The sequence below is a fragment of the Aureitalea marina genome (assembly GCF_002943755.1).
GTDB classification, from domain to species: Bacteria; Bacteroidota; Bacteroidia; order Flavobacteriales; family Flavobacteriaceae; genus Aureitalea; species Aureitalea marina.
Map to the genome: position 1 here is coordinate 1,149,193 of NZ_MQUB01000001.1, position 25,255 is coordinate 1,174,447.

A 25,255-nucleotide genomic window follows, 5' to 3' on the forward strand; every position below is an offset into this window, starting at 1 on the left:
CTGTGCATTTGCTCCCAAACATACTCTTTGCCATAATTCTCATTTGCGGGATAGGCTTCTTTGTCAGAAACATTAGAAAGGTGATCGGTCGGATCAAACTGGGACGCGTCATAGACAGGACAGACAACAGCAAGCAGCGCTGGGGCAATGTAGTGCGGATCGCGCTAGGACAGTCCAAAATGGTTGTCCGGCCTGTTTCCGGGATTATGCACATCATAGTATATCTAGGTTTTATCATTATCAACTTGGAAGTTCTCGAGATCATCATCGATGGTTTATTCGGTACCCATCGGATCTTTGCATTTATGGGGTCGTTCTACAATGTCCTGATCGCGTCCTTCGAGATCTTGGCGCTTTTAGTGCTGATAGCCGTGATCGTATTTTGGGTTAGACGGAACATGCAACGGATCAAACGCTTCCTGTCCCCTGAAATGAAGGGCTGGCCTAAACAGGATGCCAACATCATTCTCTATTTTGAAGTGGTCTTGATGGTCTTGTTCCTCACCATGAATGCTGCCGATTTGCAATTGCAGCGTTTAGGTGCCGATCACTATGAGGCTGCAGGAAGTTTTCCTGTGAGTCAATACCTGTTGCCGCTGATCGATTCCATGTCTGTAGAATCACTTGTTCTTTTGGAAAGAACAGCCTGGTGGATCCACATACTAGGTATACTGGTCTTCTTGAACTACCTCTATTACAGCAAGCACTTACACATACTGCTGGCATTCCCCAATGTATATTTTGGCAAATTGACCCCTGCTGGGCAATTCCCCAACAATGAGGCTGTGACCAAAGAGGTCGAATTGATGATGGATCCCAATGCCGATCCTTTTGCGGCACCACCAGAATCGGCCGAACCTCCGGCCAAATTTGGAGCCAGTGATGTGATCGATCTCAACCAAGTGCAGCTACTAAATGCCTATACCTGTACAGAATGTGGGCGTTGTACCAGTGTTTGCCCAGCCAATCAGACCGGAAAGAAATTATCTCCTCGCAAGATAATGATGGATACCAGGGACAGGCTGGAAGAGGTGGGGAAACAAATGGAGAAAAACGGCAAGATCGAAGAAGGAAAACAGCTATTAGGAGATTATATTTCTACAGAGGAGTTGTGGGCTTGTACCTCCTGTAATGCATGTGTCGAAGCTTGCCCTGTTAGTATAGACCCATTATCCATTATCATGGATATGAGACAATTCCTGGTTATGGAACAGTCTGCGGCTCCATCAGAGCTAAATGTGACTATGACCAATATTGAGAATAACGGCGCCCCCTGGCCATTTAATCAAATGGATCGGGCCAATTGGATCAATGAATAATTGGAAAGTAATCATAACGATAGCATGCTTGACCATGGGATCTGTTGCGACGGCTCAGTCGTCCGGTTATCGTGCAGATTCCTTGCAGTTCAAGATGTATACGCGCTTGTTTGTCAATGATCAGATCGAGTTGGATTCTGTAGTCGTAAAGAAGGTGTTCTGCGACTACTGTTCGGACAAGCAGTTGGAAATATTGAAGAGGGAGGCCTACAGGCAATCGATCTTGGAGAGTGAGAACCCGAAATACAAAAAACCTGGTCAGCACAGGCTGGCCCTATATGTTAGACTTAGTAAAGAAGATTTTAGAGCATTAAATGACCAAAATGAATAAAGACGACGTAAAGAAATTGTTGAAAGAAAAACTGGAAGAAGGGGAGCACGTTAGTCCTATTCTACCAGAAGGAATTAAGAATTACCTGATCGATATTGACGGGACAATCTGCGATGATATTCCCAATGAGGAGCCGGAAAGAATGGCCACTGCCGAGGTTTATCCAGACGCCCTAAAGACCTTGAACAGATGGTATGACCAAGGACACATCATTTGTTTTTTTACCTCCCGCACTGAAGATCACCGCGAAGTGACCGAGGTTTGGCTGAAGGAGCATGGGTTTAATTATCATAGTTTGCTGATGGGTAAACCCCGTGGAGGTAACTACCACTGGATTGATAACCACTTGGTTCGCGCAACGCGCTACAGAGGTAAGTTTACAGACCTGATCGAAAAGGAAGTGACCATAGAGGTTTTTGAAGATTAAGTTATGAGCGACTCCATCCAAGTACCGACCATGGCCCAAATGATGGCCCAGGGCCAAAGCCCGGAAGTACTCTTCTGGGTGGGCTGCGCAGGTAGCTTTGACGACCGGGCAAAGAAGATCACCAAGGCATTTGTGAAGATTCTGAACAAGACAGGAGTTTCCTTCGCCGTTTTGGGTACTGAAGAAAGCTGTACCGGCGATCCTGCCAAACGAGCTGGAAACGAATTCCTGTTCCAGATGCAGGCCGCCATGAATATACAGGTTCTTAATGGCTACGAGATCAAAAAGATCGTGACTACCTGTCCGCACTGCTTTAATACCCTTAAGAACGAATACCCCGAATTAGGAGGGAACTACGAGGTGCTACACCATACTCAGTTTCTGAAATCCTTGCTAAACGAAGGCAAGTTGAAAGTGGAAGGTGGAAGTTTCAAAGGCAAGCGAATTACCTTCCATGATCCTTGCTATTTGGGACGGGCAAATGGCGAATACGAAGCTCCACGCGAGCTACTGCGCAAACTGGAAGTCGAACTGACAGAAATGAGACGTTGTAAGAGCAATGGGCTTTGTTGTGGTGCCGGCGGTGCTCAAATGTTCAAAGAGCCGGAAGCAGGAAACAAGGACATCAATATTGAACGTACCGAAGAGGCCTTGGACACCAAGCCCGAGATCATTGCTGCCGGTTGCCCTTTCTGTAATACCATGATGACCGATGGAGTTAAAGCTGCCGAACGTGAAGGAGATATAGAGGTGATGGACCTGGCCGAGATGATTGCCACTGCTTCGGATCTATAAAGCGGCGCTAAGACCAGTAATTACTGAGGGTCAGGGAGTTCGCATTTTTTCTTTTCAACGCATAAACATTACCTGAAAAAGGGTATATATTTGGCTCTTTTAATCCAAATTATACCCCATGATTTCGCGCACATTATTCCTTGTTCTTTCTACGTTCTTAACTTGCTGTTGCCTAATGGCTCAGAATGAATTTGTTCCAGGCTCCTATACCCTCCACAGCGGTAAGAAAGTAGAGGGTCTTATCAAAAACCAACCCCTTAAGCCATGGGATGTTTCTTTCGAATTCAAGGAAAAGGATGGCCCAACCGTTTCCGTGTCAGCAGAATCTGTTCAAGAAGTTACCATTGAGGACAATTCCATCTACTTAAGAAGACGGATCCGATACGATCAGTCTATTGATCGGTTGAACAATTTGAATTTTTCAAGTCAACCGGATTGGAGTTTCAGAACGGGCTTTATAAAGCTAGTTGTGGATGGGCAGGCCGATCTATTTGTACTTCAAGATGACGGAGGAGATCGCTTCTATTTTAGACGAGGAGATGCATCCATCCAGCCACTGGTCTACAAAAGATATCTAAAGGACCAGGATATCGCCTACAATAGGCAGTTCAGAGGTCAGTTGGCCACTCAATTTGCAGATTGCTTGAGTCTGAGTCCTTCTGATTTTGAATCCTTGTTATACCAGGAATCATCATTGATCGGAATCTTTAAGAAATTCAATAACTGTATCTCTGAAGATGCAGTTTTAGTACTTGACAAGGAAAAGCGAAAGCCGAAGATTACCTTGAGACTAAAGGCCGGTGTCAACTTTTCTGATTATGAAGTTGAAAATGATCTCTCTGAAAATTTCGGAGGTGATTTTGGAAGTAAAACTAGTTTCAGGGGAGAGGCCGAAGGTGAGATCATGCTTTCAGGAGAAAAAAGCCATTGGGCTTTATTCTTAGGTTTAGGTTATTACCCGGGCATTGATAAGACCATTCAGCAACCGACCGGATCGATCAACACTCCAATACAAGATGTCACCCTGAAATATCTTACCTCCTTCGAGATCCCTGTGGGAGCACGTTATTATTTTCCTATTACTGATAAAGTTCGCTTGTCCCTACAAGCAGGTTTCCTCTATACCTATGTTAAGGAGCTTTCCATTACTTATTCGGCCACCAACATTGATCTGAAAGAACCAAGTTTCGGAATCGGAAAACCTCTTATCGGATTTGGTATTCATGTCGACCGATTCTTCGTTGAGTCACGATTCGATTTTGAGGGTGATGTATTTCAAGGCTCAAGGAATAAAATGACAAATAATACCATTAATTTTGTAGCTGGAGTTCAATTATTCTAGCATGTTTGTCGAATTTAACGCACTACCAGATCACTCGAGGGTCTGGATCTATCAATCCAATCGGAAATTTCTCCCGGAGGAAGTAGAGCAGATACAACTCAGAACCCAAGAGTTCTTAGAGCAGTGGACGGCTCACGGTCAAAACTTAGAAGCCGGTTTTGAAGTACGCCATAACCGCTTTATCGTCATCGGCCTAAACCAGGAAAATGCTTCTGCTTCCGGCTGTAGTATAGATGCCAGTGTTCATTTTATTCAGTCCCTGGAAAAGGAGTTCGATCTAGACCTGATGGATAAAATGAATGTGACCTTTTACAACGGCCCTTATATTGCCCACAAGACCCTGGCCGATTTTAAGGCGATGGCCAAGTCCCGATCCGTATCTGGAAAGACGGTGGTTTTCAACAATTTGGTGAATACCAAGGCCGAGTACAAGGAGCATTGGGAGGTTCCGGCCAAAGAGAGCTGGCACAGCCGATTTTTAGCATAGAATTTGTATCTTCCCCATAATGAGAAGCTTAACCTTAACCTCACTCTTCGCACTGTTGGTGACAGGGCTATGGAGTCAGACACCAGATCCCCTGTTGGTGTCCTCAGAAGAGAACTTACAGACCCAATGGGTCGATAGTATCTACGACCAGATGACCCTGGAAGCCCGTATCGGGCAATTGTTCATGGTGGATGTTTTTTCACGAGACCCCGAATCTGTAACCGATAAGGTCAAATCCCTGATTACCAATTACGGAATAGGAGGGGTGATCTTTTCTAAGGGAGGTCCGATCAGGCAAGCACGTTTGAATAACCAAATGCAGGCACTTTCTAAAGTGCCCCTGATGGTTGGTATGGATGCAGAATGGGGCCTGGCCATGCGGCTGGATTCCACTTTCGCTTATCCCTGGAACATGACCCTGGGAGCCATACAGGATGATCGTATCGTGGAGCAGGTGGGGCGTCGTATCGGAGAACACTCCAAACGAATGGGTGTTCACATCAACTTTGCACCGGTTCTGGATATCAATATCAACCCTCAGAATCCGATCATCGGGAATCGATCCTTTGGAGAGGATGTCCAGAATGTAACGAATAAAGCAAGTGCGCTGATGCAGGGAATGCAGGGAGCCGGAGTATTGGGAAGCGGCAAACACTTTCCCGGTCACGGGGATACGGCCAGCGATTCGCATAAGACCTTACCCACCCTGAACTTTGACCGGCAGCGTCTGGATAGTATCGAGCTAAAGCCCTATCAGACTGTGATTGACCAAGGTTTGGCCAGCGTGATGATCGCTCATCTGAACGTTCCTGCACTGGTCCCTGAGAGTGGCTATCCAACTTCCATCTCTCCGTCAGTGGTACACCAGCTGTTGCAGGAAGAAATGGCGTTTAAGGGCTTGGTGTTCACCGATGCGCTAAACATGAAGGGCGCGGCAGACTTTAAAGAACCTGGAGCTATAGACCTGGCCGCATTTGAGGCGGGGAATGACATTCTTTTAATCTCTGAAGACGTACCCAAGGCCCATGCCTTGATCTTAAAGGCATACAATGATGGACGGATCAGTGAGGATCGGTTGTCTCACTCGGTCAAGAAGATACTTAAGGCCAAGTATAAGGTGGGATTAGCCGATTACCAGGATGTTACTGAGGAGAACCTGTTCAAGGATCTGAATACACCCCAGGACCATATACTGAACGAAGAGGCGATGGCGGCGGCCTTGACGGTGCTCAAAAATGAATCCCTGCTGCCGGTCACACAACTGGAAGGGAAAAAGATCGCCTATGTTCAAATGGGCGATGACGACGGCGAATTCTTTCACCAGGGACTTAGAAAGTATGCAGATGTCCAATGGATAAAAGCGAACTCCCTGCAATCCTATCGACAAAAACTCAGTGGGTTCGATCTAGTGATCATGGGCTTTCATAAGTCCAATGCCAATCCCTGGAAAGATTACAACATGTCCCAGACGGATGTTCAGCTTATCGAGGGCATTGCGGCAGAGAAGACTGTGATCCTGGATATCTTTACCAGGCCTTATGCCTTATTAGATCTGGAGAGTACCGCTAATATTGAAGGGCTTATCGTTTCTTACCAGAACAGCGAACTGGCCCAGGATCTCTCCGCTCAGCTGATCTTTGGTGCCAGAGCGGCAAGAGGGAAATTACCGGTGAGTTGTGGCTCCGAATTCCCCGTTGGCTCCGGTTTGGAGACCGTCAGCATCAAACGCTTAGGATATGGAAGTCCCGAGAGCGTGCAGTTGGACAGCGAGATTCTGGCCAAGATAGATACCATGGTAGAGGAAGGGATCTACGCCACTATGATGCCAGGTGCCCAGGTTGTAGTCGCACGCAAAGGTAAAGTCGTTTACCGCAAGAGTTTCGGTTACCACACCCCAGAGAAGAAACGCCTCGTCCAGGATGAAGACATTTACGATCTGGCTTCCTTGACAAAGATCCTCGCTACTGTACCTATGCTAATGGGTTTATTTGATCGCGGCGTATTGAACATGGATTCTACCCTGGGCAAAATGATTCCTTCCCTGGCCAATTCGAATAAATCTGATATCTCTCTCAAAAGAATGCTCTCGCATTATGCGCGCTTAGAAGCTTGGATCCCATTTTACACTGAAACGGTGAACAACGAAACAGGAGGTCCTTCCAGTGACTACTACAGGAGAGAAGCAGGCGATGGATTCAACACCAGGGTAGCCAGCAAGATGTTTATGCGCAGTGATTATCAGGACAGCATCTACCAGCGAATAAAGGACAGCGACCTGAGGAAGAGAAACGGTTATCGCTACAGTGATCTGGGATACTATTTATTGGCTCAATACCTGGAGGACTTTTACGGAAACTCCCTAGAAAAAATCACTCAAGCCAACTTATATGAGCCCTTGGGAGCTCACCGAACCACCTACAAACCCTTGGAAAAATTCTCCCTTGATCAGATCGCGCCAACAGAAGAAGATAACTATTTCCGGATGCAGAAGGTACACGGCTATGTGCACGATCAAGGTGCAGCCATGTTGGGAGGTGTTAGTGGGCATGCGGGTCTGTTTGGAAATGCCAACGATGTGGCCAAGATCATGCAGATGTACCTCTGGAATGGCCAATACGGGGGACGGACCTATTTTAGCGGAGATGTGATCGATGCCTTTAATACCTGTTATTATTGTGATGATGACGTACGAAGGGGAGTTGGTTTCGATAAGCCGCAACTGGGAGAAGTAGGCCCCACTTGTGGCTGTGTCTCCATGACCAGTTTTGGTCACAGCGGATTTACCGGCACCTTTACCTGGGCAGACCCGGAAGAGGAGATCGTCTACGTATTTCTATCTAACAGGACCTATCCCACCGCAGACAATCGCATGCTCATCAGCAGTGACCTTAGAAGTCAGATCCAGGAAGTCATCTACGAGGCCATCATACGGGACTGAGGCCATCCAGTATTAACAGATTTTTACCATCTCCTTGATTGGAAAGGAGTAACTTTCCCCTAAAAATTCACCTGCATGAAGATTGCAATCGTGTGTTACCCCACCTTTGGTGGTAGTGGAGTTGTAGCGACAGAATTGGGCATCGCCCTGGCCGATCACGGCCACGAGGTGCACTTTATCACCTACAAACAACCAGTCCGTCTGGAGTTGATCTCCCATAAAGTTCACTTTCACGAAGTACACGTTCCCCAATATCCCTTATTTAAATATCAGCCCTACGAATTGGCGCTCAGCAGTAAGCTGGTGGATATGGTCAAGCTTTACGGAATCGAGTTATTGCACGTGCATTATGCCATTCCGCATGCCTATGCGGGGTATATGGCCAAGAAGATGCTTGCCGAGGAAGGAATTCACATCCCAATGGTTACCACGCTTCACGGTACGGATATAACCCTGGTCGGTAATCATCCATTCTACAAGCCTGCGGTTACCTTTAGCATCAATAAGAGTGAGATGGTTACCTCCGTTTCTCAGAGTTTGAAGGACGACACCCTTAGACTCTTCGATATCAAGAATGACATTCATGTGGTTCCCAACTTCATAGATCTAAGTAAGTACCAATATCAGTTCACCGAATGTCAAAGAGCACTGATGGCCGAGGAGAACGAACGTATTATCACACACATCAGTAACTTCCGCCCGGTCAAAAGAATTATTGATATTATCGAGATCTTCGATAAGGTCAGGCAGCAATTACCTGCCAAATTAGTATTGGTTGGTGAGGGACCTGAAAAAGAACGAGCCGAACGGCTTTGCCAGCAAAAGGGTATCGTACAAATGGTACACTTCCTGGGGAATAGCGAAGAGGTGGATAAGATCCTATGTTTTAGCGACCTGTTCCTGTTACCTTCTGAAAAAGAGAGCTTTGGACTTGCGGCCCTAGAGGCCATGGCCAGCGGAGTTCCTGTGATCTCGACCAATACAGGTGGTTTACCCGAAGTGAATAAGGATGGTATAAGCGGATACCTTAGCAATGTGGGCGATATTGAGGATATGGCGTCCAAAGCTGTTCATATTCTTCAGGAAGACGAGACTTTGGCACGATTTAAGCAGCAGGCCAGGGCAATAGCAACAAAATTTGAAACCAAAAACATCGTACCTTTGTACGAAGCTGTTTATGACAAAGCACTTTCTTATGTTTCGTAACCTAACCTTATTATTCCTGGGATTGACCCTGTCTGTTCAGGCCCAGCAAATGTCCAACATGAAAAAAGGTGACCCGGTGGAATTCGAGGTCATTATGCAGGACGCTCAAAGTAACAACAAAAGGCAGGATTTTAGCCTGATCTCTTCCAGCAGTGACCTTTTAAAAGTGGTTGGAATGGCCAATATGGGCCGTGCCAAATCCTATAAACTACCACAGGTCGATTTTGCAAAGTATTCCATGGTTTTCATCAACCTGGGAGAGCAGAATTCCGGTGGTATAGAAGTTCATGTGAAAAAAGTGGTAGACACAGGATCCGAATGGATCGTCTATTACCAGATCGACAAACCGGGCGCTGACGAAATGGCCACCACGGTCATGACCACTCCCTTCACTTTGGTACGTATTCCAAGACCTGGTAGCAAGGTGAGTTTCGAAGAGATTACTGCTCAGCGGTAGTACATCCTGATAAATTCTTCGGCATTTAGATTACATACCCGGGAAACGATCTCCTGGGATGATATCCTATTGTAGTCCTTTAATCCATTGGATTACCGGGCTAGATAATCGTTGGCATGGTTCAGTAACTCCTCTTCCAGGTCCTTGATGTTGGTGGCGGTCCACAATCCGTTGATGGGATCGACTATGCCGTCAAAATCACTGCCAATACACTGTATACCCCAGGCGAATAGGTCGTTATGATCTAGTACCTCAGCCATATGCTCGATCTGCCTCCATACCAAGAGGGCTTTCCGGTTGAGCTGTTTCCGCTTATTGGGCCAAAAACGTTTGGATGCCTTGACCGCCTTTTTATTCCCTATTCTCCGCTCATCTAACTGAATGCCAAGTAATCCATTGGATCGGGCTATACGGACCACTTCCCGGTCAGAAAAGTTGATGCTCACCGGATTGAACCATTGCGTTCTGTTCGGATAGTCTGAACGTTGATCGGTCAGGCTTCGCCAACCATTCACAGCACCATGACTCGCTACAATGGGGATGTCCTCATTGGGATACTCTTGATCCAAAAGTTGATAATAGGTTTGCCTAGAGGCAATACTCATATGCTTGACATCGATCAGGATGCGTGCGCCAGACTGCTCGTTCAACATCTCTTTTAACACCTTCAGGCCAAGTGGGGTGAAATCCGCATCCAGGCCTCGGATCTGATTTTCCTTGATCAGGGAAAGGCTAATACTTGGAGCGTGCCCGCAGAGTTCGTTGTAAAAGTGATGGGCAAAAGTCATGAATAATGGCCGGTGCTCCCAGGACTTGATGGCAGCGAGGTTTTCCATGACCTCATCTGGATCTGCTGTGTCCTGATCCATTTCCAATCCCGTATTCAACACATGAGCTCCCTCAATGCTTGTAACCAGGTTTATGATACGCTTATTGCCAACAGATAATCCTCTGTTGGTTTCTATCTCAGCAAAAGAACTCACCAGTCTGTAGGTATAAAAGATTCCATCGATCTTCACCACCTGGTTGTCCAATTGCTTATAATAATTCAGCTCATCCAGAAGGTCCTGGAAATAATCGCGATGTCTCAGTACATGATCGATCCGCTTTTGACTGATACCTGCTGCCAGGTTGACCAAGAGGTCGGTTAGTCCTTTCCAACCCAATATCCGGCGGCTGAGGAAATGTTTTTCAAAAGGGTAGAGGCTGATCACAACCAGATCCACATCTGCCTTGGCCAGGGTAGTCATATCGGTCTGGGTGAACTTAGTTAGGGTAACTAATCGGTTGACTAGTTTTTGGCCCACATTGGGTTTCTTTTGACGCCAGATGGAATTGCGCTTGGATGGATCCAAGGGGTTTTGCCCGGTTGGAACATACTTAAAGCTTTTACCAAAACCCTTCATCGCAGGATGGCAATGGATATCGACATATCTGCCCATGATCTCAGAACTGATAGCGCAACCCGATTCCCAGATCCAGTTCCAGATCGTCCCGGTACTGTCCAAATCCGATCTCGGGGCGCATACTCAAAGATACGAGTAATGGGAAATCAAAATCGTACTCGATCCCTATGACTCCGGCTAAGAAGAAATAGACCTCATCGTCAAAGCTAACCATGGCTCCTTCGTCAATATCGACCACACCTACACCCAGTCCGGGTCCGGCATACCAATTGAACCGGCCATCAACATGCCATACCCATTGATGAAACCCGCTTAACTTGTAAAGGTCCGCCTGTGAATTCCCTGACCAACCCAAACCGACCTCCAACCGATTAGGTGCTCTCAGTGCGTGCTGATAATTGAGTTCAGTACCAAAGCCGTCACTATCTCCAAGGCGTACACCCAGGGCATTACGGGATTCTGTTTGCGCATAAAGCGGGAAAGTGACAAGGAACATCACTATGAGAACAAGAATACGATGCATAAACGTATTTTAGTTAAAAACGGCCGAGGTCAATAGCCTATTGTTTGAAGTTCAATTTGTACTTGTCTCCGATGGGCATTAGTAATACCTTTAACCAATGCAAGATGCCTTAATTGCACTAAAAGATTCCCTGACCGGCGAACTTCACTGGGACGAATTACATCAAATGATGTATGCCACAGATGCATCGGTCTACAGGAAGATACCCTTGGCGGTAGCCTATCCCAAAAACGCCCTAGACTTAAAGCTTTTGGTTGCTTTTGCATTAGATCACAAAACATCACTGACGCCAAGAACAGCTGGGACATCCCTAGCTGGTCAGTGCGTTGGCGAAGGGATAATTGTGGACACCTCCAGATACATGAATAAGATTCTGGAATTGGACCTCAAAGAACGAAGGGTGCGCGTGCAACCCGGGGTTATCCGAGACGAACTCAATGATTACTTGAGGCCTCATGGCTTGTTCTTCGGTCCGAATACCTCCACCTCGAGTCGCTGTATGATAGGCGGAATGGTGGGGAATAACTCCAGTGGCACCACCTCCATTCGTTACGGGGTTACAAGGGATAAAGTGATTGCCCTGAAGACTGTCCTCAGTGATGGTGGGGAATACGTCTTCCAGGAACTTGGACCGGAGGAAGTGGCAATCAAAATGAATACGGACGGACTTGAAGGTCGATTGTATAGCGGGATTCATCAATTGCTTAGCCCGGTTCAGGTCCGTGAGGAGATTAGACAGGAGTTTCCCAATCCCCAAATTCACCGAAGGAATACAGGCTATGCCATCGATAAACTCATCGATAGTAACCTATTCGAAACACAGGGCCGGAACCTCAATTTATGTGAGCTTTTGTGTGGGAGTGAAGGAACCCTTAGCCTGACCACAGAGATCACTTTGCAACTCGATCCATTAGCACCAGATCGGGTTCGTATGATCGCCGCTCATTACAATTCCTTGGAATTGGCCTTGAAGGACGTCCAATTAGCCATGAACCATCCTTTGCACACCTGTGAGTTAATGGATGATGTGATCCTGGATTGCACCAAGGGAAATACGCTCTACCAAGGGATGCGTGCCTTTGTTCAGGGAAATCCCAAGGCCATCCTTATGTTAGAGCTCAAGGCCGATACGGACAAGGAGGCTGACCGACTAGCTGGGGCTCTTGAAAAAGATCTGATCCAATCTGCCAGTGCCTATCATCTTGCTACTTTGAAGGATGAGACCATAGATCACGCCCTGGAATTGCGAAAAGCTGGTCTGGGTCTCTTGGGTAATTTGATCGGGGATAAAAAGGCAGTGGCCTGTATTGAAGACACCGCTGTTACCTTGGAAGATCTTCCCGCTTTTATCGGTGAATTTACTCAGCTCATGGACCATTACGGCCAAAAGGCGGTTTACTACGCCCATGCCGGCGCGGGCGAACTGCACCTTAGGCCTATACTGAACCTGAAAAAACAAAAGGATGTAGGCTTATTCAGTGAGATCACTTTGGAAGTGGCAAAACTGACCAAGAAATACAGGGGATCCTTCTCTGGTGAACACGGAGACGGGATCGTGAGGAGTTCGATGATCCCGCTCATGATAGGGGACAAGAACTACGAAGTCCTTAGACAGATCAAACAATTATTTGATCCAAATGGCATCTTCAACCCAGGCAAGATCATAGACCCTTGGCCTATGGACCTGGCCCTTCGTTACACACCGGAAAGGAAGGAACCTCAGATCAAAACCCTGATGAACTTTGATCCTGAGGGTGGGCTCTTGCGTCTTGCCGAAAAGTGTAACGGAAGTGGGGATTGCCGAAAGACAGCTCAGGCATCTGGGATGATGTGTCCCAGTTACAGGGCCACCCTGGACGAAAAAGATACCACACGGGCCAGGGCTAACGTGCTGAGGGAAGTTCTTACGGGCCTGGAAGAAGACAAACTACTTGCCTCGAACGAACTCCATGAGGCCATGCAACTTTGCTTGGGTTGTAAGGCCTGTCTTACAGAATGCCCCAGCACGGTCGATGTTGCCAGCGCACGCTCAGAATTCCTCTATCAATACCAGCAGGAGAAGGGCTACCGTCTAAAGGATAGGCTCATTGCGTATAGTAGTCGGGTTAACCGCATCGGTAGCAAGTGGCCCTCGTTAGTCAATTTCCTCTACGGCAATGAACTGTTTTCCGGGATGATCAAACGAGTTGCTGGCATGGCTCCGGAAAGGACTCTTCCATTTCTTTCAAAGCCTTCCTTTGACCAATGGTATAAAAGATCGTCTAATAATCACCAAGGTGAAGGGCAATTGGTCATTTTGATTGTGGATGAGTTTTCCAATTACCTGGATGCTCATGTGGCCAAAGATGCGCTTAAACTGTTGGTTGGATTGGGTTATTGTGTCCAGGTCATGTATATGGATAGCGCCAGGGCTTTGATCTCCAAAGGTTTCCTGGAACAGGCAAAGATCCAGGTAGATATGAACATAGCAGAATTATCACCACACCTTCAGGAAGAAACACCAATTTTGGGCCTGGAACCCTCTGCCATTTTAGGATTTCGGGATGAATATAAACGCCTTGCAACCGACAGAGGACAAGCCTTGAGACTGGCAGACCAGGTTTTTTTAATAGAGGAATTCCTGGTGGATCAATTCCAAAAAGGTAAAATAAAATCGGATCAATTTACCCAAACACCGCAGTTGGTAAAAATCCACGTGCACTGTCATCAGAAATCCTTAAGCAACCAAAAGGTAACCTTCGATCTGTTGAATATCCCGATCAATTATAAGCCAACACTAATTCCCTCCGGATGCTGTGGTATGGCGGGTAGTTTTGGGTTTGAAAAGGAGAACTATGCAATTTCCATGACGATCGCGGAACATAAATTATTACCATCCGTCCGCAAGCTGGAACCTAACACCCTCATTGCTGCCAATGGGACCAGTTGCCGCCATCAGATCAAGGATGGAGCAGGAGTGGAGGCTCTGCATCCAGTAAGCATATTGGTTAACGCCCTTATTTAGTGATGGATTAGATTGGTCTTTGGAAGGCCGAGATCAAATTACCCAGATCATCTGGCAGAACAAGTGGATCTTCTTCTAGATGATTCAAGCGATGTCTTTCTGGGTTAAAGTGATATAAGCGCCATTGTTCGTTATTGTATTCCAGGGCTGTCAGATTCTCCACCCAATCGCCGCTGTTTAAATACAGGCAAGAGCCTTTTTCGTTCGTGACCTTACGGATCACAGGTTGATGGATGTGCCCGCAGATCACATAATCGAACTCATTGTCAATGGCGAGATCGCTAGCGGTCTTCTCGAAATTGCTGATAAATTTCACCGCCGATTTGACACTATTCTTGATCCGTTTTGAAAGCGAATAACGTTCTTTACCCAGTTTGCTCAGTCCTGCGTTGATAAATCGGTTGAATAGGATGAGTAGGTCATAACCCCACCCGCCTAATTTGGCGATCCACTTGGCGTGTTGGATGGATGCATCAAAAACATCTCCATGAAAGAACCAGGCTTTCTTACCGTCCAGGTTCAGGACCAGCTTATCCATGATGCTGATATTCCCCATTTTGGTCCCTCCAAATCGCCTGAGTTTTTCGTCATGGTTACCGGTGATGTAATAAACCTTGGTGCCCTTGGTGGCCAGAGAAATAATCTTTTTGATGACCAAAAGATGAGCCTTTGGAAAATACCGTTTCCGAAACTGCCAGATATCGAAAATATCTCCGTTTAAGACCAATTTCTTGGGCCTAACCGAGTTCAGATAATGCAGTACTTCCTTGGCATGGCACCCATAGGTCCCTAAGTGAATATCTGATAACACGACAAGTTCAACCTTGCGTTTCACAGGCAATGATTTCACGCAAAGAACTTAAAATAAGACTGCTATGATTTTAACCCAGCGTTACGAATTGAACCTTTTAAGGTTACCAATTACTTGGAATATTTCGAAATCTTTAAGCCTGGGTATATTTTTTATATTCGGTCGGAAAAATTACATTTGTTCAAAACCTGTCTATGGCCGGGAATAGCTTTGGCAAAATCTTTAAATTGACCACATTTGGCGAATCCCACGGACCGGCCATCGGAGGCATCATCGAGGGTTGTCCTGCCGGCCTGGACCTGGATATCGAGGCCATAGCGCATGAGATGGCACGCCGGAAACCAGGACAATCGGCCATAGTAACCCAACGAAAAGAAGCGGATGCAGTAGAATTCCTCTCTGGGATATTTGAGGGGAAGACCACAGGGACTCCTATTGGTTTTGTGATCCACAATCAGGATCAAAAATCCAGGGATTATTCGCACATCAAGGATAGCTACAGACCTTCGCACGCGGATTACACCTACGACAAGAAATACGGCATACGGGACTATAGGGGCGGTGGACGTTCCTCAGCACGTGAAACTGCGTCCAGGGTGGTTGCAGGGGCAATAGCCAAGCAGATACTGAAGGATGTTCGGATCACAGCTTATGTCTCGGCTGTTGGTGAGTTAGAACTGGATCAAAACAGCATGCCCTTAGATTTTTCTGAGATCGAGAGGAACCCAGTTCGCACGGCCAATGCGGAAGCAGCCGCCAAAATGGAGGACTATATTAGAAGTATCAGAAAACAAGGTGATACCGTTGGTGGGGTTATCAGTTGCTACATTGACGGGGTTCCCGTAGGACTCGGTGAGCCCGTTTTTGACAAGTTACACGCCCAATTAGGCAAGGCCATGTTATCCATCAATGCCGTCAAAGGATTTGAATACGGCAGTGGTTTTGCAGGAACCCGTTTAAAAGGAAGTCAGCACAATGATCTGTTCAACCCGGATGGCAGTACCCAGACCAATCTCAGTGGAGGGGTTCAAGGTGGTATATCCAACGGAGAACCCATTTACTTTAAGGTGGCCTTTAAACCCGTGGCGACGATCATGCAATCCCAACAAACCATCGATAAAGACGGAAATACTGTGGAGATGAAAGGAAAGGGGAGGCACGATCCCTGTGTGGTGCCCAGAGCTGTCCCCATCGTTGAGGCCATGGCTGCTTTGACCCTTGTCGATTTCTGGTTAGAGGATCGCAGCGCTAAACTATAATTCAACTTCAGATGAGAAAAATAGCATTACACTGGCAAATACTCATAGGCATGCTCCTAGGGCTGATCTTTGGTTTTGTCATGACCAATATTTCCGGAGGTAGAGACTTTGTGGTCAACTGGATAAATCCATTTGGAACCATCTTCGTCAAAATGTTGAAACTGATCGCCATTCCTCTGATCCTGGCTTCCCTGATCAAAGGGATCTCGGATCTGAAGGACATTTCCAAATTCAGGGATATCGGCTTGAGAACCATCGCTATCTATGTGGTGACCACGGTCTGTGCCATTACCATCGGATTACTTTTGGTCAATGTGGTGCAACCTGGAGATGGAATCTCCGAAGAGACCATCGCTAAACTGACGGACACTTATGCCGGAGATACGGGCGTACAGTCCAAGATAGCGGAAGCCGGAAGGCAGAAGGAGAGCGGGCCATTACAGTTCCTGGTAGACATGGTCCCGGATAACGCCTTCAACGCCCTGAGCAACAATAGCCTGATGTTACAAGTGATCTTCTTTACCATCTTATTTGGGATCGCTATGTTGCTGATCGGAGAGAAGAATGCCAAACCGCTGAAAGATTTCTTCGATTCGCTGAACGATGTAGTGCTCAAAATGGTCGACCTTATCATGCTCACCGCTCCTGTGGCGGTATTTGCTCTTTTGGCCAACGTCGTGGTTACCTCAGGTGATCCTGATCTCCTGGTAGCCCTTCTCAAATACTCCCTGACCGTTATAGTTGGTTTGATGCTAATGATCGTGTTCTACCTGATCGTAGTAGGGGTATACACCCGTAAAAACCCATTTTGGTTCCTTACTCAGATTTCCCCGGCCCAGTTATTGGCCTTTTCAACCAGTTCCAGCGCAGCAACGCTCCCCGTGACCATGGAGCGGGTAGAAGAGCATATCGGTGTAGACAAAGAGGTTAGTAGTTTTGTACTTCCGGTTGGAGCCACCATCAATATGGACGGAACAAGCCTTTATCAAGGTGTCGCAGCCGTTTTCATCGCACAGGCCCTGGCTTTTGATTTAACCCTGGCTGATCAGTTGACCATTGTTCTTACCGCTTTATTAGCGTCAATTGGGTCTGCAGCTGTACCTGGAGCAGGTATGGTTATGCTGGTCATTGTCCTGGAGTCTATCGGATTCCCTGCGGACAGACTAGCCATCGGATTGGCGTTGATCTTCGCAGTAGACAGGCCGTTAGACATGTGTAGAACTGTAGTTAATGTGACCGGTGACGCCACGGTATCGATGATCGTTGCCAAATCAGTTGGCAAACTGGGCAAACCGCATGTCAAAGACTGGGACGAGCACTACCAGGAGGTAAAATAGTCATCGATATACTCAAATTGTAAGTCGATATTCCTTTTCGGTCAGTAGGATTTCCCAGAATTGGCCGGATTTGATATAACTTGTAACCACTTTCAATATACTCCCGCTAAATCGAAAAGCTATGCGGAGTATCGTCCTCATTATTTTTCTCGCTGTAAATCTGATTTCAAACCTCGCTTCAGCCCAGGTGGGAATAGGAACAACGACATTGTCCGGTGCTGCTATGTTGGAGATCTCATCGACTACTGGAGGCAATAGGTATCTTGGCTTATTACCACCTCGGGTGGAAAATTACGCACAACGGGATCTGATTCTGGCCAATTCACTGGATATCGGCCTAATTGTGTTCGTTGTGGACACTGGGGAACTCCAGATCTGGAATGGCATTTACTGGGAGAGCATCCATACTCTTGAAGTTCATATCCAAACCCTGGCTCGACAGGACTTTGACAGCGAGGTCAGTTGGAACTATACCATAAATCCCATATTTTATTCCGTGCCTCCGGATCACTGGAACGCCCTTAGCGACTTGGGAAGTGGGACAGAAGAAATTGATAGAGTATATAACAATTTTTTGGGCTGTAGGGACCTAAATAATACCAATGGCGGTGGCAACTTCTTTCATGAGATCGTTTTTGATCCGGTTGATGTCTCTTCCCTGACCAATGTGCGGATTGCTTTCGATTACGACATATTCGAATTTGACAACGGAGATGATGTCCGTTACGAAGTATTCCACGATGAGGTGGGTCAGGGACATATCCTATTGGTCGATGGAAGTGCTAATCTGACTACCGAAGGTACAGCGATCATTTCCATACCACCGGGTGTCACAACAGTTGGTTTAATAATAGGAATCCGGCAAAACGGAGATTCCGATTATGCCGGATTCGATAATTTTCGCGTTTATGGCGAATGAGATTAGCCTTCTTTGTGGATCTCGACCTGGTGTGGAAATGGAATTTCTATACCAGCCTCGTCCAAGGCGATTTTTGATTTTTCAAGTATCGCAAAATAGGTGGGCCAATAGTCATCCAATGGTACCATGGCACGAACGGCAAAATTCACCGAACTGTCTGCAAGCTCAGAAACCTCTACCATCGGCTCCGGATCACTCATGACGGCATCCAAGCTGTTCAATACGCCCATCAGCACCTCTTTGGTCTGCTTGATATCGGAGTCGTAAGAAACTCCAATGGTATGGAAGATCTTCAACATACCTTCAGCGGAATAGTTGGTGATGTTGCCATTGGAAAGTGCACCATTGGGTAAAATTACCAATCGGTTTTGCGGAGTAAGTATTTTAGTAGTGAAGATCTCGATCTCTTTGACACTGCCGAGTTCACCCTGTGCCTCAATCAAATCTCCAATCTTGAAAGGCTTAAAGATCATGATCAAAACACCACCGGCAAAATTGGAAAGTGACCCCTGTAATGCCAGACCCACAGCCAAACCAGCGGCGGCCAAGATGGCCGCAAACGAGGTAGTCTCGATTCCTAAAACCCCAAGGATTACAATAATCAGAAGGATCTTCAGACCCCATTTCACCAAGTTACCGAGGAACTTTCTGAGGCTCGCCTCGTAATGCATTTTGCCCATCATCTTATCGGCCAGTTTGTAAATGCGCTTAAAGATCCATCCTCCAATGACCCAGATGGCCAAGGCGGCTATTATCTTGAGCCCGTATTCCGTGGCCAGTTCGATCCCTTTGTCTATCCAAAGGTCCCAGTCTATTGATTTTACGTCATCTGCGACGTCTTGTACTTCTTCCATTTTAGTTAGTGATTTTAAGACGGTTAAATTAAAGAAACCTCATTCAATATTCAATTATGTCCACATGAATTATTGACATTTTCAGCATAAATTTCATTTTGTCATCTGACTTGGTCAAAACAGTAGAATGCCTATCTTTAAAACCGACTAAATCAAGACGATATGAACGTTTGTTTTATCATGTATCCCTGGGATCAGATGGATGCCGAAAACGATTCCACTTTGGCCATGATCCATGAATTTACCAAGCGAGGACATGGAATGGCCATTACCACACCTGCCAATCTAACTATACGGGACAGTGTGGCTTTCGCCTTTTGCAGTTGTCTGAAGCGTAAAGAGAAGATCTCTAGTTCCCTCAAGAGTTTCCACAAGCATGCCGAGTTCTATGACGAAATGCTGCCCCTTGCGGGTTTTGATGTGATCATTCTAAGGAGTAATCCTCCTTTGGATATGATCATGCTGAACTTCCTGGACTCTGTAAAGGACGATGTATTCATTATGAACGACCTGGATGGTATCCGCAGGGCCAACAATAAGCTTTATACTGCTGTATTTGAAGATGAGCACAACGAGATCATCCCGCGCACTCACGTGACCAAGAATAAAAAATATTTAAGGAAGATCATCAAGGAAGGACCGGACCGTATGATCCTCAAACCGCTCAATGGTTTTGGAGGTAGTGGGGTCATACTGATCGAAAAGACAGCCATGAAGAGTATCAACTCCTTACTGGACTTCTACATAGATAACAAGGACGGAACCACCAACTATGTGATCTTGCAGGATTATATTGAAGGTGCGGATCAGGGTGATGTCCGTATATTATTGCTGAATGGCCAGCCTATAGGTGCCATGAGACGGGTACCCGGAGAGGAAGACCACCGGTCTAACGTAACCGCTGGAGGAAGAGTAACTAAACACTCCCTGACGAAACAAGAAAAAGAGCTCTGCCGCAAGATCGGACCCAAATTGGTCAAGGACGGCTTGTATTTTGTCGGTATTGACGTGATCAATGGTCAACTGGTAGAGGTCAATGTGATGTCTCCAGGAGGTATCACCTATATGAACAAGGTATACAAGACCCGTGTACAGGAGAAAGTTGTCGACTTTGTAGAAGATAAAGTTCTGGAGCGGGTGACCGCCTTCGAACGTCGTCAAAAACTTCGTAAACACGTTAACGAAGCCTGATGGAACGCCTCTCGGTACAGGAAATGATTTCCCGTATAGAGCGGGAGGAGCCATTTGATGCGGTCGCACTGGATTATTCCTTCACTCTAAAAATTGACCGCTACGTACATTATGTCTGTGGTGCGGTCCACGATGGTGGGCAGTTCCGAAAAGAGCTCTGGGACAACTGTTTGCACTCGGCCTATGATCGCTGGTATGAGGAAGATCCATGTACCAAGGCCATGATCCATACACATCCCATTGTTATTGCCGGTTGTGACAGCCGATTCGAATACGATCTGAACCGGGGCCCAGATGATGCAGTTTTTGAAACAGCTTGGGGCAAACAGCTATGGAAACAGCCCCTGCCCAGGGATCAGCATGACCGCAGTATGGCCAAGCACAACTCATTCTACGAAATTGTTCATGTATTGATCAGTAAATTGGAAAGCCTTTTTGGTATGGTGGTGGTCTACGATATCCATTCCTATAACTGGAAAAGATGGGATAGGGAAGTGCCGGTGATAAACATAGGAACAGTGAACCTGGACAATGACCGTTTTGGACGCTCCATCGAGCAATGGAGAAATTCCCTGGAAGGCCTTAACCTTCCTGGTGTTCAATATTGTGATTCCAAGATCAACGATACCTTCTTCGGTAATGGATATTTCCTAAAATATATTACTTCTTCCTTTCAAAATACCTTAGTTTTAGCCACCGAATTCAAAAAGATCTACTGCGACGAACTCCGGCAAGTGATCTACCCGGAGGTAGTGCGGGCCATTAATCATCAATTGGTCCATAAATTACCGCATCACGCCCAGGCGTTTTACGCAGATCACAAAGTTGTATGACATTCCCGGAAACCATAATCACTGAGCATCCCAATCTATTTAAGATCGATGCACGTTTGAACAAACTGGTTAAAAAGATCGAATTGCTCAACTATGTCAATCCGATCAACATAGAGCAGGAAAAACGAACCTTTTTTGCTAATCGGTACAACGAATCTCCCAATTTCAAATACAGGCGCATCGATTTTGATGCGCACAAACTACAGCAGGAGTTGTTCTCTCAGGAGATCGATAAGATCGAAGACCAGCAGAGCAGGGAACTTTACCGAGAGGTCATTTATGATTATTCCGGGCTGATCCAATGTATAGAGAGTATCGGTCAGGGAAAGAAGTTCTATTACAACGTACTGAAATCCTTTGGAACTCCTACCGAACGGGACGTGGAGAACGCTCGTTTCATCTTGCATTTTGAGGACCCTGAATACAACCAGGAAATGTATCCGGTCTTTAATGTAGAGGAGGCTATCAGTTATTTTGAGGAGTTTGCCAAGCAATATGATTTCGAGCTGAAGATCCGTAAGTCTACCAAGCTTTCTGCCGCAGCCATGGTGAAGAACAGCAGCCAGGAAATGCTATTGAAAAAGAATTTCCGCTACAGCGCTAATCAACTAAAGGTCTTGGCTAATCACGAGATCGGCATCCATTTGGTGACTACCTACAACGGTATGGATCAGCCACTAAAGATCTTTCACAACGGTTTTCCCAGGAATGTGGAGACCCAAGAGGGATTGGCTGTTTTTAGCGAATACATGAGCGGCTGTTTAACACTTTATAGACTTAAAGAGCTATCTTACCGAGTATTAGCTACGGACGGGATCCACAAAGGCTTTGACTTCTGCGACACCTTCGATATGCTTTATAGCCAATTCAAGCTGAACCGCGAGGAAGCATTTAATATTGCACTTCGTGCGCACAGAGGTGGCGGATTCACCAAGGACTATAAATATCTTTCCGGCCTAAAAAAGGTCTACGATTATTACCATCAGGGTAAAGAGATGGATCTGCTGCTTGCCGGTAAGGTCTCGTTGGAATATTTGCCCATTATACAGCGGTGGCAGGAATTGGGAATGGCCAAGCCCATTAAATATCCCAACTTCGCCTTCGAAGAGAATGAGAACACCGACCAGACTCTGAATTTTATCCTAAAGAATCTGAAGTAGTCAGAGGAATTTTGCCTTGAGCTCCGGGGTAGGGATCATACACTGATCCTTACGTCCAAACCACTTATAGCGGTTTTTGGCAATCCAATTGTAGATAGGATCCCGCAAGAATCTAGGGAGAATTATAAATCCGTACAGCAGAGGGTATGCACCATTCATACCTCTGGCAATTCGAAGAGCAGCATCAGATCGCACAAAGGCCTTTTTATCCTCGATCAGGACAATGGAGTCTACTTCTTCGGTATCAATACCGTAAGCCCGGGTCAATTCCGCTCCCATCTCACTTTGTAAGGCAGCGAAGCGAAACCGATCATGACGGTCACGACGGATCAGGAAGGTAACCGCTCCATTACAGAGGTTGCACACTCCATCAAACAAGACGACACTCTGATTTTTAGACATATGATGCTCCATCTAATATCATTACAAAGGTACGACTCAGATAATTAGCGATGCTGCAAAGGCTATGTTAAAATGGAGGGATTGATGTTCAGGCCTTCTCTAACTCGGAAAGATTGACAGAGGTCATAAAGACACCGTAATTAACGGCGGCCTTATTCCTTTCTATGGTCTCTATGGTGCCCACTGCACGACCATCGATCATTCTGACCTGATCTCCTACTTTCAATTTGACCTTCGGCTTGGGAGGAGGAGGGGCTTTGGTAGCCTCTTTCTCTTTCTTTTTGCGTTGACGGATCTTCTCGACCTTTTTATCAACTTCCTGTTTGAGCTGCTGCTGTTGTTGCTTTTGGACTTTTTTACGCTTGGGGGAGACCTTTTTTCGTTTTGAGTTCTCTACCATGGTCAATTTGACCAATTCGTCTATGAGTTCCCGCTTCTTTTTGTTGTTGTGGTAGCGCTCTGCCAGCTGATCGAACTTCTTTCCCAATGATATCAGGCGCTGGTTAGCATCAAACAATTCCTGATAGCGTTCCAGTTTGTTTTGTATCCTCTTGTTGGTCTTTTCCATTTGAAGGCTTTCCTCCCTGGCCTTTTCTTCCACATCCTTAAGGGATGCTGAAGTTTTACGCAGGGCAGATCGCTCTTTTTGAAGATTTGCAATGGTACGGTCAAAACGAACCTTGCCACGCTCGATCTTCTTCTTTGCTTTGTTGATCAGGGAATAGGGAATACCGTTCTTTTGAGCTACTTCGAATGTAAATGAACTTCCTGCCTCTCCCAACTGCAACTGGAACATAGGCTCCAGACTGCGGCGATCAAATTGCATATTGGCGTTGGTCGCATGGGGCAATTCTGAGGCAAGCAGTTTTAGATTGGCGTAATGCGTAGTGATCACTCCGTAGGCCTCTTTTTCATAGAAAACCTCCAGGAAGGTTTCTGCTAGGGCTCCTCCTAGTTCCGGATCCGATCCTGTACCAAACTCATCGATCAGCAGCAGGGTCTTACTGTTGCATTTTTTCAGAAACTGATTCATCCGCTTAAGCCGATAACTGTAAGTACTCAGATGATTTTCAATCGATTGGTTGTCGCCTATGTCAGTGAGAACACGCTCAAAGATGCAGAACTCACTCAAGGGGTCGCAGGGAACCGGGATCCCACTCTGCCACATAAGTTGCAAAAGTCCTATGGTTTTTAGGGTAATACTTTTACCTCCTGCATTGGGTCCGGATATAACAATGATCCTGTTCTCAGGATGTAGTTCGATGGATTGTGGCCATGTTTTTTTCCCTTCCAATTTATTTGCCGCATACAACAGTGGATGGAAGGCATCGATCAGCTTTAATCTTCTCTCTTTACCGGCTATGGGAATAATTCCGCCTATCGCTTCTGCATATCGTGCACGACCATATAATGTGTCTAAATGGGTTAAATAGGCCTGATATTGCGTCAGCAATGGCTCATAGGGTCGAATAAATTCCGTCAGTTCTTTCAGTATACGCTTGATCTCTTCTGACTCCTCATACAACAGATTGGCCAGTTCGTCAGCATAGGCTTGGGTTTCCCGAGGCTGCATATAGACGATACTCCCCGTTTTGGAAGTCCCTAGCGGAATACCGGCCACCTTCTTTCTATGCATGGCCTTGACGGCCAATACGCGCCTGTTATCCACCACGGATTCCCGTATCTCATCCAGCAGATCCTTCTGATGATATCGGTTCAACGCCTGGTCAAAAGAAGAGTTGATCCTGGATTTGACCTGGATCAGGGACCTTCTTATCCGCTTTAGCTCATCGCTGGCATCATCGCGGATGAACCCATAACGGTCGATCACCCGGCCTATTTCGTCTGTTATCAGGGAGGTGTAAGTAACTTCTTCGGAATAATCCCATAAAGCGACAAAGAATTCCCTGTTCTTCTTAAAGTATTTGATCAGTTCTCCGGTTGTTAGCCCAACGGCCTGAATTCTGCGGAAGGAGGGAAGCTGCAGCGTACTGTTCTCTATCCCCAAGAGTTCGATCTCTTTTTGGATACTTTCAAAACCGTGATTAGGAATCGGACTGTCAGAGTTAATAGATGCCTGGAATTCCCGTACCTGCTTCAATTGCAGCAGTACGGACTCTAATGCTGTAAAAGGCAGATGATCTATGATCTGAGCCTTCCCGATATCGGTAATGCAGCGCTGAGATATTTGATGAAGAACCTGGTCAAATTCGAGGTCTTGCAGCGATTTTGGGTCCAGTTTCCTCATGGAAGA

Annotated in this window: 22 protein-coding genes; 16 read left to right on the forward strand and 6 right to left on the reverse strand. The window is 46.4% G+C overall.

Annotated elements, in window-relative coordinates; translation table 11 throughout:
- The first annotated feature begins 2 nt into the window (after window positions 1-2).
- The 9 genes from BST85_RS05205 (at window position 3) to BST85_RS05245 (ending at window position 9,302) form a co-directional block, all read left to right on the forward strand.
- Window positions 3-1,319, forward strand: a complete 1,317-nt coding sequence (locus BST85_RS05205; RefSeq protein WP_104812283.1) for a 4Fe-4S dicluster domain-containing protein — start codon at window positions 3-5, stop codon at window positions 1,317-1,319.
- A 34-nt stretch (window positions 1,320-1,353) separates the two neighbouring features.
- Window positions 1,354-1,650 (forward strand): hypothetical protein, encoded by a 297-nt coding sequence (locus tag BST85_RS05210; RefSeq protein ID WP_104813911.1) that lies wholly within the window; start codon window positions 1,354-1,356, stop codon window positions 1,648-1,650.
- Window positions 1,643-2,077 (forward strand): LNS2 domain-containing protein, encoded by a 435-nt coding sequence (locus BST85_RS05215; RefSeq protein ID WP_104812284.1) that lies wholly within the window; start codon window positions 1,643-1,645, stop codon window positions 2,075-2,077. Before BST85_RS05210 ends, BST85_RS05215 begins: the two co-directional genes overlap by 8 nt.
- A 3-nt stretch (window positions 2,078-2,080) precedes the next feature.
- On the forward strand, window positions 2,081-2,872 hold the full coding sequence (locus BST85_RS05220; protein WP_104812285.1) for a (Fe-S)-binding protein: 792 nt from the start codon (window positions 2,081-2,083) through the stop codon (window positions 2,870-2,872).
- A gap of 175 nt (window positions 2,873-3,047) precedes the next feature.
- Window positions 3,048-4,214, forward strand: a complete 1,167-nt coding sequence (locus tag BST85_RS05225) for a porin family protein (protein WP_104812286.1) — start codon at window positions 3,048-3,050, stop codon at window positions 4,212-4,214.
- 1 nt (window position 4,215) lies between these two features.
- Window positions 4,216-4,701: an ABC transporter ATPase gene (locus BST85_RS05230; RefSeq protein ID WP_104812287.1), complete on the forward strand. Its 486-nt coding sequence runs from the start codon at window positions 4,216-4,218 to the stop codon at window positions 4,699-4,701.
- A gap of 19 nt (window positions 4,702-4,720) precedes the next feature.
- Window positions 4,721-7,639 (forward strand): serine hydrolase domain-containing protein, encoded by a 2,919-nt coding sequence (locus tag BST85_RS05235; RefSeq protein WP_104812288.1) that lies wholly within the window; start codon window positions 4,721-4,723, stop codon window positions 7,637-7,639.
- 75 nt (window positions 7,640-7,714) lie between these two features.
- Window positions 7,715-8,845, forward strand: a complete 1,131-nt coding sequence (gene bshA, locus BST85_RS05240) for an N-acetyl-alpha-D-glucosaminyl L-malate synthase BshA (protein ID WP_104812289.1) — start codon at window positions 7,715-7,717, stop codon at window positions 8,843-8,845.
- Window positions 8,835-9,302, forward strand: coding sequence for a protease complex subunit PrcB family protein (locus BST85_RS05245; RefSeq protein ID WP_181039962.1), 468 nt, complete (start codon window positions 8,835-8,837; stop codon window positions 9,300-9,302). Before bshA ends, BST85_RS05245 begins: the two co-directional genes overlap by 11 nt.
- A gap of 92 nt (window positions 9,303-9,394) precedes the next feature.
- Here BST85_RS05245 and BST85_RS05250 read toward each other — a convergent pair whose 3' ends face one another.
- Together BST85_RS05250 and BST85_RS05255 are read right to left on the reverse strand one after the other, a co-directional pair.
- Window positions 9,395-10,744 carry a membrane dipeptidase gene (locus tag BST85_RS05250; RefSeq protein ID WP_104812291.1) on the reverse strand — a complete coding sequence of 450 codons (1,350 nt, stop codon included), beginning with the start codon at window positions 10,742-10,744 and terminating at the stop codon, window positions 9,395-9,397.
- 4 nt (window positions 10,745-10,748) lie between these two features.
- Window positions 10,749-11,231: a hypothetical protein gene (locus tag BST85_RS05255; protein WP_104812292.1), complete on the reverse strand. Its 483-nt coding sequence runs from the start codon at window positions 11,229-11,231 to the stop codon at window positions 10,749-10,751.
- A 97-nt stretch (window positions 11,232-11,328) separates the two neighbouring features.
- Between BST85_RS05255 and BST85_RS05260 the strand changes: the two genes are divergently transcribed.
- Complete coding sequence (locus BST85_RS05260; protein WP_104812293.1) at window positions 11,329-14,235, forward strand: FAD-binding and (Fe-S)-binding domain-containing protein; 2,907 nt, start codon at window positions 11,329-11,331, stop codon at window positions 14,233-14,235.
- Window positions 14,236-14,242: 7 nt separating this feature from the next.
- On the opposite strand, the gene BST85_RS05265 is transcribed toward BST85_RS05260, so the two are convergent.
- Window positions 14,243-15,070, reverse strand: a complete 828-nt coding sequence (locus BST85_RS05265; RefSeq protein ID WP_104813912.1) for a UDP-2,3-diacylglucosamine diphosphatase — start codon at window positions 15,068-15,070, stop codon at window positions 14,243-14,245.
- Window positions 15,071-15,240: 170 nt separating this feature from the next.
- Here BST85_RS05265 and aroC point away from each other — a divergent pair, with 170 nt between their 5' ends.
- The 3 genes from aroC (at window position 15,241) to BST85_RS05280 (ending at window position 18,561) form a co-directional block, all read left to right on the forward strand.
- Window positions 15,241-16,305 (forward strand): chorismate synthase, encoded by a 1,065-nt coding sequence (aroC, locus tag BST85_RS05270; RefSeq protein ID WP_104812294.1) that lies wholly within the window; start codon window positions 15,241-15,243, stop codon window positions 16,303-16,305.
- Window positions 16,306-16,316: 11 nt separating this feature from the next.
- Window positions 16,317-17,642, forward strand: coding sequence for a dicarboxylate/amino acid:cation symporter (locus tag BST85_RS05275; protein ID WP_104812295.1), 1,326 nt, complete (start codon window positions 16,317-16,319; stop codon window positions 17,640-17,642).
- Between the two features lie 121 nt (window positions 17,643-17,763).
- Window positions 17,764-18,561, forward strand: coding sequence for a hypothetical protein (locus BST85_RS05280; RefSeq protein WP_146090659.1), 798 nt, complete (start codon window positions 17,764-17,766; stop codon window positions 18,559-18,561).
- Between the two features lie 2 nt (window positions 18,562-18,563).
- Here BST85_RS05280 and BST85_RS05285 read toward each other — a convergent pair whose 3' ends face one another.
- Window positions 18,564-19,415: a mechanosensitive ion channel family protein gene (locus BST85_RS05285; RefSeq protein WP_104812297.1), complete on the reverse strand. Its 852-nt coding sequence runs from the start codon at window positions 19,413-19,415 to the stop codon at window positions 18,564-18,566.
- Between the two features lie 162 nt (window positions 19,416-19,577).
- On the opposite strand from BST85_RS05285, the gene gshB reads away from it, so the two are divergent.
- From gshB to BST85_RS05300, 3 genes are read left to right on the forward strand one after another with little or no spacing between them, the layout of a single operon-like run.
- Window positions 19,578-20,606 carry a glutathione synthase gene (gene gshB, locus BST85_RS05290; RefSeq protein ID WP_104812298.1) on the forward strand — a complete coding sequence of 343 codons (1,029 nt, stop codon included), beginning with the start codon at window positions 19,578-19,580 and terminating at the stop codon, window positions 20,604-20,606.
- Window positions 20,606-21,439 (forward strand): N-formylglutamate amidohydrolase, encoded by an 834-nt coding sequence (locus tag BST85_RS05295; RefSeq protein WP_104812299.1) that lies wholly within the window; start codon window positions 20,606-20,608, stop codon window positions 21,437-21,439. Before gshB ends, BST85_RS05295 begins: the two co-directional genes overlap by 1 nt.
- Window positions 21,436-22,599, forward strand: a complete 1,164-nt coding sequence (locus BST85_RS05300; RefSeq protein ID WP_104812300.1) for a peptidase MATCAP family protein — start codon at window positions 21,436-21,438, stop codon at window positions 22,597-22,599. Before BST85_RS05295 ends, BST85_RS05300 begins: the two co-directional genes overlap by 4 nt.
- Here BST85_RS05300 and BST85_RS05305 read toward each other — a convergent pair whose 3' ends face one another.
- Window positions 22,600-23,001, reverse strand: coding sequence for a thiol-disulfide oxidoreductase DCC family protein (locus BST85_RS05305; protein ID WP_104812301.1), 402 nt, complete (start codon window positions 22,999-23,001; stop codon window positions 22,600-22,602).
- Window positions 23,002-23,089: 88 nt separating this feature from the next.
- Window positions 23,090-25,249 (reverse strand): endonuclease MutS2, encoded by a 2,160-nt coding sequence (locus tag BST85_RS05310; protein ID WP_104812302.1) that lies wholly within the window; start codon window positions 25,247-25,249, stop codon window positions 23,090-23,092.
- Window positions 25,250-25,255 lie beyond the last annotated feature (6 nt).